The 11,703-nt window shown below is 63.9% G+C and carries 9 protein-coding genes; 4 read left to right on the top strand and 5 right to left on the bottom strand.

What is annotated here, in order from left to right:
* Positions 1–129: 129 nt before the first annotated feature.
* The 4 genes from VGN46_RS11095 to VGN46_RS11080 form a co-directional block, all read right to left on the bottom strand.
* Positions 130–1,506, bottom strand: coding sequence for a leucyl aminopeptidase family protein (locus VGN46_RS11095; protein WP_331643712.1), 1,377 nt, complete (start codon positions 1,504–1,506; stop codon positions 130–132).
* 66 nt (positions 1,507–1,572) lie between these two features.
* Positions 1,573–2,274: an HAD family hydrolase gene (locus tag VGN46_RS11090; protein WP_331643710.1), complete on the bottom strand. Its 702-nt coding sequence runs from the start codon at positions 2,272–2,274 to the stop codon at positions 1,573–1,575.
* A gap of 129 nt (positions 2,275–2,403) precedes the next feature.
* Entirely contained in the window at positions 2,404–3,909 is a 1,506-nt protein-coding gene (locus VGN46_RS11085; protein ID WP_331643708.1) for a substrate-binding domain-containing protein, read from the bottom strand.
* 248 nt (positions 3,910–4,157) lie between these two features.
* Positions 4,158–5,507 carry a Do family serine endopeptidase gene (locus tag VGN46_RS11080; RefSeq protein WP_331643706.1) on the bottom strand — a complete coding sequence of 450 codons (1,350 nt, stop codon included), beginning with the start codon at positions 5,505–5,507 and terminating at the stop codon, positions 4,158–4,160.
* A 448-nt stretch (positions 5,508–5,955) separates the two neighbouring features.
* On the opposite strand from VGN46_RS11080, the gene VGN46_RS11075 reads away from it, so the two are divergent.
* From VGN46_RS11075 to VGN46_RS11060, 4 genes are all read left to right on the top strand, one after another.
* Positions 5,956–8,100 (top strand): adenosylcobalamin-dependent ribonucleoside-diphosphate reductase, encoded by a 2,145-nt coding sequence (locus VGN46_RS11075; RefSeq protein ID WP_331643704.1) that lies wholly within the window; start codon positions 5,956–5,958, stop codon positions 8,098–8,100.
* Between the two features lie 24 nt (positions 8,101–8,124).
* Positions 8,125–9,333 (top strand): hypothetical protein, encoded by a 1,209-nt coding sequence (locus VGN46_RS11070; RefSeq protein ID WP_331643701.1) that lies wholly within the window; start codon positions 8,125–8,127, stop codon positions 9,331–9,333.
* 64 nt (positions 9,334–9,397) lie between these two features.
* Positions 9,398–10,150, top strand: coding sequence for an NrdJb (locus VGN46_RS11065; RefSeq protein WP_331643699.1), 753 nt, complete (start codon positions 9,398–9,400; stop codon positions 10,148–10,150).
* 478 nt (positions 10,151–10,628) lie between these two features.
* A complete protein-coding gene (locus VGN46_RS11060; protein ID WP_331643696.1) occupies positions 10,629–11,099 on the top strand; it encodes a MarR family winged helix-turn-helix transcriptional regulator in 471 nt (156 codons plus the stop codon).
* Between the two features lie 118 nt (positions 11,100–11,217).
* Here the strand turns inward: VGN46_RS11060 and VGN46_RS11055 are convergent, their stop codons facing one another.
* The gene (locus VGN46_RS11055; RefSeq protein WP_331643694.1) at positions 11,218–11,466 is read right to left on the bottom strand and encodes a hypothetical protein; all 249 of its coding nucleotides are present in this window, start codon (positions 11,464–11,466) and stop codon (positions 11,218–11,220) included.
* Between the last annotated feature and the right edge of the window lie 237 nt (positions 11,467–11,703).

The raw sequence follows: 11,703 nt of genomic DNA, 5'->3' as shown, positions 1-11,703 counted from the left end.
AGCGCGCTTGCGCGCGATCGCGCGCAAGCGCGCTCCTACAGGGTATCGGTTTGGATGGTGGGGTGAGGCGAGTAGCTATCGCGCGCAAGCGCGCTCCTACAGGGTGTCGGGGCGGTTGTGGCGTGGTGGTTAGGAATAGCGGGTGGAGAGGAATTTGAAGAATGCGCGGAGGCCCTGGGCTTCGCCGCCGCGGGGGTGGGCGGGGCGGTCGCCGTCGTTCCACGCGTAGGTGTCGAGGTGCATCCAGTTCTGGCTTTCCGGGACGAAGCGTTCGAGGTACAGCGCCGCGGTGATCGCACCCGCGTGGCGTGAGGGCCCCGCGTTAGCGAAATCGGCGACGTACGACTCGAGCATGCGCCGGTACGGGCGCCACAGCGGCAAGCGCCACATCGGGTCGTCGACGGATTCCGCAGCGCCGATCACTTCATCGGCCAGCTTGTCGCGGTTGGTGAACAGGGCGGGAATCTCGGGACCCAACGCCACGCGCGCAGCACCGGTCAGCGTCGCGAAATCGACGATAAGGTCCGGCGACTGCTCGACCGCGAAGGCCAGTGCATCGCACAGCACCAGGCGGCCTTCGGCATCGGTGTTGTCCACTTCCACCGTGTGCCCCGCGCGGGTGCGGATGACTTCGCCCGGGCGCATCGCGTTACCGGCGATCGCGTTCTCCACCGCGGGCACCAGCAGGGTGAGGCGCACCGGCAGGCGCGCCTTCATCACCAGGCCGGCGAGGGCGATAGCGTGGGCGGCACCGCCCATGTCCTTCTTCATCCAGCGCATGCCATCGGATGGCTTGATGTCCAGGCCGCCGGTGTCGAAGCACACGCCCTTGCCGACGATCACCAGCTTCGGGTTGGAATTCTTGCCCCAGGTCAATTCGATGAAGCGCGGATCGCGATGGCTCGCGCGGCCTACGGCATGAATCGTTGGGAAGTTATTCGCGAGCAGCTCATCGCCGACCCACTCGCGCACCTTTGCCTTGTGCTCGGTGGCATGCGCATGGATCGCCGCGGAGAGATCCGCCGGGCCCATGTCCTCGGTCGGGGTGTTCACCAGGTCGCGCACTTCGAATACCGCTTCCATCAGCGGCTGCACGGCGCGCAGGGTAGCCGGCTCGACCAGCAACTGAGCGACCGGGCGAGCGGCCTTGCGGTAGCGTTCAAAGCGATACGCACCCAGCGCCCAGCCGAGTGCGACCAGCTCGCGGTCTTCCACGATCGAGTCTTCGGTGAGCTGGTAGATGCCTTCGGGCAAACGCTGCGGCAGACCGCCCAGAATCGAGAGCGGCTCCTTGCGGTCCACGCCGACCAGCACGCGCGAGAGCGCACCGGCGTTATTGGGAAGGACAGCCACCGAACCGGCGGTCGGACGAAAACCCAGGGATGCCAGCCACGTCCGGTGCTGGGCACCGAGCTTCTGCTCCATGGCGGGCATGGAAGCCGCATCCACGAGCTCGATAGTAATGACGGAGCGCTTTCCGGATTTCCGGTCGATCAGTGGCGACATCAGGCCTCCCGTGCCTCGCGGCGATGGGCGGCCGCGTCAATGACTGGTTGAGTTACAGCCCATATTCTAGCCACCCCGGGCGACGGAAGCGTCAAGCCAATTGGCCAGATCGCACATATCTGCGAATTCCAGGTCCGGGGCTGGACCATGCGACCAGGTCGCGCCGGTACGGTTGAGCCAGACCGTTCTCAAGCCGGCCTCGTGGGCGCCCACCACATCGAGCAGTGGGTCATCACCGACGTGAAGGATCTCGGCAGGCGCCAGGCCCAGCGCCTCGGCGGCGGCCAGGAAGATCTTCGGATCCGGCTTGGCCACACCCGCGCCCATGGCATTGATCCGGGTATGGAACAGATGGTGCAGGCCGATCACTTCCAGGTCGGCATTACCGTTGGAAATGCTGACAATCGGCATCATCGCCGCGATGCGTTCCAGCGCGGCCAGGGAATCAGGGTAGAGCTCGACGTTATTACGCGCCGCGAAATAGATGGCCCAAAGCGCATCCACCGGGGCGTCGTCGATACCGCAGGCCTCGAAGGCCTGGCGGATCGTGATCTTCCGCTGGGCGCTGAAATCGTGGGAAAGGTGGGTGTGCTCACGCGCCACCTTCTCACGCAACTCGCGCATCGCCTCGATCGGCCACTTCGTGGCGACGTCGGGGTGATGCTCCTTCAGCCAGCGATCCACGCAGTGTTCGGCCTCGATCAGGGCCGGGAGCACGGGCCACAGGGTGTCATCGAGGTCGAGGGTAATGGCGCGGATGGGGTGCATTGGGGTTTCCGTGGCCGGGGCGCGCGGCGTTGGGGCGTTGTCGCGGGTTGAGGTATCGCGCGCAAGCGCGCTCCTATAAAGGCCTGCGCAGGTCTTGTGTAGGAGCGCGCTTGCGCGCGATGGGGTACCTCAGCGCGGAGACACCTTAAGCGCCTGCCCGAGCTTCACGTTGTTGTCCTTCAGCCCGTTCATCGCGCGCAGCTTGGCGACATCCAGGTTGTTCTTCTTGGCGATGGAATACAGCGTATCGCCCGAGGCGACCTTGTAGGTCTTGCTACCGGCGGCAGCCGCGGCCGGCTTCTTCTCAGCCTTGGCGACCACGGCCTTCGGCGTGGCAGCCTTCGCTGCCGGCTTGGCTTCGGCCACCTTCGGCGTTGCGATCTTGTCGGATTTCTCGCTGGCATCCACGGCCGGCTTGGCCGTGTTCTTGCCGGCGACGGTCACGGCATCACCGGTGACCTTGGCGAACTTGCCACCGATCTTCGCGTTGTCCGAGGCGGTGAACGCGTCGGCGCGGATACCGCTGAAGCCCTGGTGGGCCGTGGTCGTGACGCTGGCGACGATGTGGGCGAACGGCGAGGCTTCGGCGGCGGCAGTATTCGCAGCGGCCTTCGCGGCTGCCTTGCCTTTGGCGACGCTCGGTGCAGCCTTGACGGCTTCCTTCGCAGCTTCCTTCGCAGCTTCCGCAGCAGCGGCCGGGGCGGCAGCGGCGGCGACGGCTGGCGTATTCATCGCCTGGCCCACGTTGCCGCGGGTACCGACGGTGGAAGCGATCTTCGCGCGGCGGCCAGCATCGGCAGCGGCGAGCGCGGTGCCATCGGCATACGGCAGCAGGTTATGTGCCTTCAGCAGCGAACCACCCTGGTTGGAGGTCACGAACGCGAGGAATTCCTTCACGTCGGCGGCCTTCGGGCTGGCATCGTTGCTGACCAGGTAGAGCTCGGTGTACAGCGGGTACGCGCCGCTCGCGACGGTCGCGGCCGAGGGCTTCACGCCATCGATCGAGAGCAGCTTGAGCTTCGGGTTGCCGCCGGCACCGGCGAGCGTGGTGGCACCGAGACCGCGACGGTCGAGGGTGACACCTTCTTCCAGCTTCGACTGGTTCACGTACAGGCGCGGTGCAGCGACCGGCTGGTTACCGCGGCCGAACAGCAGCTTGCGCAGGCTCCACTCGACGCCATCGCCCGGGCTCGCCACCGCATAAAGGTTGATCGGCGCGTCATCGCCACCGAGGTCCTTCCAGTTGGTGATGTGGCCCATGTAGATCTCGTGCAGCTGCATCAGGGTGATGTTGCTGACCGGGTTCGACGGGTAGGTGACCATGACCAGGCCATCCCATGCGACGGGGGTGAAGGTGAGCGACGATTCCTTGCCACCGATGCTCGGGCGGGCCGAGCCTGCGAGGTCGGCCGTGCCAGCGGCGACCGCATCAAGGCCCGAGGCCGTGTTGAACGGCTGCAGTTCGAACTTGCCCTTGCCGGATTTCTCCCAGGCCTTGGCCACATCGGTGACCACGCCACGCGCGGTAGTGACGTCACCACGCCAGATCAGTTGCGGTCCTGCAGCGAGGACGGTGGCAGAGGCCGTAAGGCCGATCAGCGTGGCGGTAAACAGGCGCGCGAGACGAAGAGACATGGACGGCAAGAACTCCGGACAAAGCGGGGTGGCAGATTTGGGCCGCAATTGTGGGCCATAAGGGCCCCGCGCGCACCATAGACGTCATTCAGCATCCTGCCGGGGCCAAACAGAACGTAGGCTGTAGGAAGAAAAGTCTCATGAGAATGCTGGACAGCGCCGCCTCAAGCGGGCGACCGCCTCCCTGTAGGAGCGCGCTTGCGCGCGATGGGTGCTCGCGGCAACGTGGATCGCGCGCAAGCGCGCTCCTACAGGACGGCGTAGTAGACAGCGTCGTCGCGGACGATCGTCAGCAACAGCTGGCGCCCGCCCAGCGTGCCCGTGGTCGGCAAGCCCTTCACCCCGGGCACCCGGCGCTGGCCGATCGCGGCGACCACGTCGCCATCGCGTAGCCCGGCCTGGTACGCCGCCGAGGCCTGACGCACATTGCTCAACGCCACGCCGTAGAGCCCTTGCTGCTTCTGCTCGGGGGTGAGATCGGTGAGCACCGTCCCGGCGAGGCGCGCATCCACCTTCGCCCCGTCCACCGTCGCGAGCTTCGATGCCTCGATCGAAGCCAGTACCTCACGCGGCGCGCCTTCACGCTGCACGCTCAGCTTCACCTTCGCCCCCAGCGGCAGCAGACCCTCGGTGTTGCGCAGCTCCTGCGCCGAGCGCACCGGCTTGCCATCGATGGCGGTCAGCACGTCGCCGGTCTGCAGGCCGGCGCTATCGGCGGGGGAGCCGCCGGTGACGCCGGTGACCACCGCGCCATTCGTATCCTTCAGGCCCAGCGCCTTCGCGATGCGCGGGGTGATGTCCTGCACTTCCACGCCCAGGTTGCCGCGGCGGACCTTGCCGTAAGCGAGCAACTGCTTCATCACCGACGTGGCCAGGTCGGTGGGAATGGCGAAGCCGATGCCGACATTGCCGCCCGAGGGAGTGAAGATCATCGAGTTGATCCCGACCAGCTCGCCGCGCAGGTTCACCAGTGCGCCGCCGGAGTTGCCGGGATTGATCGAGGCATCGGTCTGGATGAAGTTCTGGATGCCCTTGCCCAGGCCGGTGCGGTTCACCGCCGAGACCATGCCCGAGGTCGCGGTCTGGCCCAGGCCGAACGGATCGCCTACGGCGACGACGAAATCGCCGACCCGCAGTTGGGCTGAGTCGGCGATCGGCATCGCCTGCAGGCCCTCGGCGGGAATCTGCAGCACCGCCACGTCGGTGTCGGGATCCGTGCCGATCAGTTTGGCCTTGAGGTCACGACCATCCTGCAGGGTCACGGTGATGTCGTCCGCGCCACCGACCACATGGTTATTGGTCAGGACATAGCCCTTGGCCGCATCCACCACCACGCCCGAGCCCAGGCTCTGCTCCACCCGCTCACGCGGCACGCCCTGGCCGAACAGCTGGGTGAACAACGGATCCTCCGCATATCCGGCACGAGCGCGCACGCGCGTCTTCGTACTGATGTTCACCACGGCGGGGGTGACCTTGGCGAGCATCGGTGCCAGCGAGGGGATGGGTTGGCCCTCGACGGCGGGTGGGATGCCGGCGAAGGCGGGGGTGGCGAGGGTTAGAGCGAGGGCGGTGGCGAGGGTGCGTGGGGATATCGGCATGGGAATTCCGTCTCGGGGTTTTTGGGGAGGGCATCGCGCGCAAGCGCGCTCCTACATGTCTGCGGCGTGCGTGGGGCTTGCCTGATCCATGTAGGAGCGCGCTTGCGCGCGATGCCCGCAACGACCCTCAGACCACCAGATCATCGACGGGTTTCAACCCATGAGATTGCTATGTCAGACACTTTACATCGCACCCCTCCGAGCGTAAGGTTCAACCCCGGCCGCAACCACAACATCTTGTGTTCCTTCGTTCGATAGTTACCAAGTGCTGGTGCTGCGGAGACTCAGGTTCAAGCAACAACCCGGCGTCTGGAAAGGCTTTTCGGCCCGGGCGCCAGGGGTGGTAGAGGATGGTTGGTTTCTTCCGGGGGGAGGGAGCCGACAGGTTGCGCCTACGCATACCAATAAGAACGGCCGACACAGGCCGAGTACTGAGGACGACACATACATGAGCACCGCACGCGCACAGGCCCTCGGCCTTGAATCGGCCATTCCGCTGCAGCCGGCCTCCTACGACATCTGGGACAAGAAGTACCGCCTGAAGGCCAAGTCGGGCGCGCCCGTCGATGGCTCAGTGGATGAGACCTACCAGCGTGTCGCCCGTGCCCTCTCCGATGTGGAAGCCACCGACGAGCTGCGCGCCCACTGGTTCGAGCGTTTCCTCTGGGCCCTGCGCCGCGGTGCGATCCCCGCTGGCCGCATCACCTCGAACGCTGGCGCGCTCGCGCACAAGCCGGCCACCTCGACGATCAACTGCACCGTCTCCGGCACCATCCACGATTCCATGGATGACATCCTGGAGAAGGTCCACGAAGCCGGCCTGACCCTGAAGGCAGGTTGCGGTATCGGTTACGAGTTCAGCACGCTGCGCCCGCGTGGCGCGTACGTGAGCGGTGCCGGCGCCCATACCTCGGGTCCGCTGTCGTTCATGGATATCTACGACAAGATGTGCTTCACCGTCTCCTCCGCCGGCGGCCGCCGCGGTGCGCAGATGGGCACCTTCGATATCAGCCACCCGGACGCCAAGGAATTCATCCGCGCCAAGCGCGAGGATGGCCGCCTGCGCCAGTTCAACCTCAGCCTGCTCATCACCGATGGCTTCATGGATGCGGTGGAGAACGACCAGGATTGGCCGACCGTGTTCCCGGTGCACGTCAAGGAACAGCACGAGATCGACCTGACCGACGCCAGCAAGGTCGTCTGGCGCGAATGGCCGACCAAGGAGCACTACGTCACCCGTGACGATGGCCTGGTCGCCTGCAAGATCTACGGCCACATCCGCGCCCGCCACCTGTGGGACATGATCATGGTCTCGACGTATGACTACGCCGAGCCGGGCTTCATCCTGATCGACCGCGTCAACGAGATGAACAACAACTGGTGGTGCGAGCACATCCGCGCCACCAACCCGTGTGGCGAGCAGCCGCTGCCGCCGTACGGCTCCTGCCTGCTCGGCTCGGTGAACCTCACCACCTTCGTGCGCGACCCGTTCGGCCCGAAGGCCCGTTTCGACTGGGAGGAATACCGCGAAGTCGTCCGCGTGTTTACCCGCATGCTCGATAACGTGGTCGAAATCAACGGCCTGCCGCTCCCGCAGCAGCAGCACGAGATCCTGAGCAAGCGCCGCCACGGCATGGGCTTCCTCGGCCTGGGCTCGACCCTGACCATGCTGAAGATGCGCTACGGCGCTGCCGATGCCGTGCAGTTCACGGAAGAAGTGAGCCGCGACATGGCCGTCGCTGGCTGGGAAGTCGCCCTGGAACTGGCGAAGGAAAAGGGCCCGGCCCCGGTGCTGGCGCAGTCCTTCGAAGTCACCGGCGACATGCTGCGCAAGCGCCCGGAGATGGTGAAGGATGGCTGGAAGGTCGGCCAGCAGATCAAGGGTTCCGAGCTGCACGCGAAGTATTCGCGCTACATGCAGCGCGTGGCCGAGGTGGCCCCGGAGCTCGTCGCCGAGCTGGCCAAGGTCGGCGCCCGCTTCACCCACCATTCGTCGATCGCCCCGACCGGCACGATCTCGCTGAGCCTGGCCAACAACGCCTCGAACGGCATTGAGCCCAGCTTCGCGCACCATTACTCGCGTAATGTCATCCGCGAAGGCAAGAAGTCGAAGGAAAAGGTCGAGGTCTACAGCTACGAGCTGCTGGCCTACCGCGCCCTGATCAATGGCGAGGCCGTTCCGTACACCGACGACGCGAAGAACCGCCTGCCGGATTACTTCGTCGCCGCCGACGACATCAGCCCCAAGGAGCACGTCGATATCCAGGCGGCCTCCCAGAAGTGGATCGACAGCTCCATTTCCAAAACCGCGAACGTCCCGACGGATTACCCGTACGAAGACTTCAAGGACATCTATTTCTACGCCTATAAGCAAGGGCTTAAAGGCTGCACCACGTTCCGTTTCAACCCCGCCGCGTTCCAGGGCGTGCTTGTAAAAGAGACCGACTTGGAGAACACCCTCTACCGCTTCGAATTAGAAGACGGTAGCGTTGTCGAGTTGAAGGGTAATGATGAGGTCGAATATGACGGCGAGATGCACACCGCCGCCAACCTCTTCGATGCCCTGAAAGAAGGTTACTACGGCAAGTTCTGACCCCCGCGGAGAGGGAAAAAAGTTATGACGAACGAAGAAATCCAGATCGACGAGGCGGAACTGCCCAACGGCGAGACCACCGAATCGACCGATACCACCGACACCACCGAGACCCACGAAGTCCCGGTGTCGGAAACCGAATCCGCGACCCCCGGCCACCCGCCGATCGTTGCGAAGAAGGTCGTAAAGAAGAAGCCGGTCGCCAAGAAGGTCATCGACCCGACCCCGGCCCCCACCGTTGAAGCCACCGACGCCGTCTCGTCCAGCGAGCCGGACTACGCCGACGAACTCGACGCCCCGGTCGCCAAGGTCGTGAAGCCCAAGGCCCCGCGCAAGCCCAAGCCCGCCCCGGTCCTCACCAGCCAGAAAGACATCTCCGGCGACGAAATCGCAGCCCACCAGGCCGACGACCAGGCAGCCGAAGCCCCTGTAGGAGCGCGCCTTGCGCGCGATGGCGCGGCCAAAAAGGTGACCAAGAAGGCCCCGTCTAAGAAAGCAGCCGCGAAGAAGGCCCCGGTCAAAAAGGCCGCCGCCGCTGAACCGGCTCCGGCGAAGAAGGCTGCCGCCAAGAAGGCTGCTGCTCCGAAGAAGGCTGCCGCCAAGAAGGCCGCTGCCAAGAAGGCTGCTCCGAAGAAGGCCGCCGCTAAGAAGGCTGCCGCTCCGAAGAAGGCTGCCGCTCCGAAGAAGGCTGCCGTGAAGAAGGCCGCTGCCAAGAAGGCTGCTCCGAAGAAGGCCGCCGTCAAGAAGGCTGCGCCGAAGAAGGCCGCCGTCAAGAAGGCTGCCCCGAAGAAGGCCGTCGCTAAGAAGGCAGTCAAAAAGGCAGCAGTCAAGAAAGCCGCTCCGAAGAAGACCATCGCCAAGAAGTCAGCCGCTAAAAAGGCGAGCTCCCGTGTAGGAGCGCGTCTTGCGCGCGATAAGGCCCCCAAGAAGGCCGCAGCCCGCAAGGTCGCCAAGACCGTCGCCAAGAAAGTAGCCCGTAAAGTCACCACCGCGAAGAAGGCCGCCAAAAAGGCTGCCACCCGCGTAGTGAAGAAAGCTTCCACCGCCCGCAAGGCGGTAAAGAAGGCCGTAGCCAAGGTAACCCGCAAGGTCGCCAACCGCACGGCTGCGAAGAAGACGGTCCGAAAGGCCGCTGCTCCGAAGAAGGTCGCCAAGGCGGCCAAGAGGTCCACTGCCAGCAAGACCGGCCGTTCGCCGGCGCGTAAGAGCGCCGTGCGTGGCCGTCGTAAGTAAGTAGTACCCATCCGGCCCGGCGTTCGCGCCGGGCCGGATTCCACCTGGTAAGAGAAGAAGAAAAATGGCGATCAAGATCGAAAAGAAGATCAAGGGCTATAACGTCGTTAAGCCCGAGGACAAGACCCCTTCAGCCGCCGCCTCCGCGCCGGTCAAAGAGGTCGCACCCGTCGCCGAAGTCATCCAGATGCACGAGAGCCTCGAGCGTCCGGAAACCCTGGTGGGCAATACGTACAAGATCAAGTCGCCGCTCTTCGAGCACGCGCTGTACGTGACCATCAACGATATCGTGCTCAACGCCGGTACCCCGCACGAAATGCGCCGCCCCTTCGAGCTGTTCATCAACTCGAAGAACATGGACCACTTCCAGTGGATCGTGGCGCTCACCCGAATCCTGTCCGCCGTCTTCCGCAAGGGTGGCGACGTGACGTTTATCGTCGAAGAACTCAAGGCTGTTTTTGACCCGCGTGGCGGCTACTTCAAGGCCGGCGGCGTCTACATGCCCAGCATCGTCGCCGAGATTGGCGCTGTGATTGAGCAGCACATGAAGTCCATCGGGCTGATTCATGATCCGGAGATGGATGAGGCTACCAAGCGCCTTATCGCTGAGAAGCGGGCTGCTTATGAGAAGGCTGCTGCGCCTAAGGCTGCTGCGCCTGTGACTGCCGCCGTGGCTGAGGCGGTTAGCGATTCGCATACGAACGCGGCTGGGTTCCCTGCCGGTGCCACCTTGTGCGCTAAGTGCAATACCCAGGCTTTGGTACTGATGGATGGGTGCCAGACTTGTTTGAATTGTGGGTATTCGAAGTGCGGGTGAGCGTCTGAGGGGGGGGCAAATCACTGCGGGCTTTGATTGAGAGCTTTGGTGGTCTACGGCTTGCCTTCTTATCAAGAAACTGAGTGCGAATTTCACGTGCCAAGTGCTCTGCCAGAAGAGACGGCACGGCGTTCCCGACAAGCTTTTGCATGTCTGACCGGCATCATCGACGAAGCGGGTATCTGTTGAGGATCGATACGATCTATAAGGGCGCGCATCTGAGCGTCATTACGGTCACATCCGAGAACAGCTCAGGGGCTTTTCCTATGACCGTGGGGAAGCAGTATCTCGTGTTCATCAAGGCCTACAACGGCCTGAACATCGTAGATCCGTGTGGGAACTCAGGGCTTGCCGAATCGAAGGGGGCGGCGATCAGCGCGATTCGTAATAGAGCTCATTAGTTACCTTGCAGGCGGCCTTGCATTTGCCCAAATAGTCAATTAGATTGACTATCAAGGTCATTGACGAGGTCAGGCGCATGAATCGCGAGAGTCCCACCTGGTACGAAGAGATCGTCGTTCCCGCCCTCCTGCGCCACGCGCGCGGCACCTATGCTTCCGCCATGCGCCGTGCGCTCGACGAAGCCGGCTACGACGATATTCCCGAGAACGGCCTCTACATCATCGGTGGCCTTGCCATGGGAGCGGGCGACGCGCCACTCGGCCTGATGGCCCAGCAGCTGCGCATAACCAAGCAGGCCGCAGGGCAGCTGGTCGACACGCTCGTCATGCGCGGTTACCTCACGCGCGAGGGTGACCCCGACGATCGACGGAAGCTGGTCATCACATTGACCGACCGTGGTCGCGGCGCGGCTGAAGTGCAGGGTGCGGCCCGCGATCGTATCGATACCGAGCTGCATGCGCGCATTGGCGACAGCGGTATTCGTGCGTTGAAGCGTGGGCTTGCGGCGCTGATGGAGATCGGTCGTCAGGAGAAGACATCCACATGATCACAAGAAGGCGGACGCGACCTCTTGCGCGCGTCGCTATTTGGCTAAGCATCATGACGGCCGGTCACGCTATAGCGGCTTGCTACAGTGGTCATCCCGATATCCACGCTGAGCGCCGCTAACAGTGCTCGCCTTTCATCGCAGCCTCCCAACTCATCTGGGCCCGTGCCTCACCCAATTGCCTCGTCCCATGCAAGGTCATGGCAGCAATGGCTTCCAGCGTTAGCGACAGCTGCGCGTAATCGACGTTGTCGGCTTCGTGAATCAGATCGGCCAGGGTGGCTGTGACGCCGCGGGAGTATTGAAGCCACTGGGTGGCATCGTTCAGAAGATCGTGAACACTCGATGGTTGTTCGTCGGATGTCATGTGTTTCGCCCGTTCATTCGTTGATCGCCCCACGGTCTAACGTGGCACGACGAACATTCACTCGCCGTGCCACGGACCATAGGCGTGCGGTTTCACCGTTCACCCGTGCTCGGGCGCCGGATGGCTTGATTGACGAAGTGGGTGCGGCAACGGCCGGATTTGAGGCGCACCAGGCGTTCCGCCTGCCTCATCCGATCAAGAATTACCTCAAAGGCGGACCGCGCCGCGGTTCGTCAA

The organism is Luteibacter sp. (assembly GCF_036500425.1).
Lineage (GTDB): Bacteria > Pseudomonadota > Gammaproteobacteria > Xanthomonadales > Rhodanobacteraceae > Luteibacter.
The sequence above is the reverse complement of the archived record's forward strand: the minus strand, read 5'-3'. Positions and strand labels throughout refer to the sequence as shown.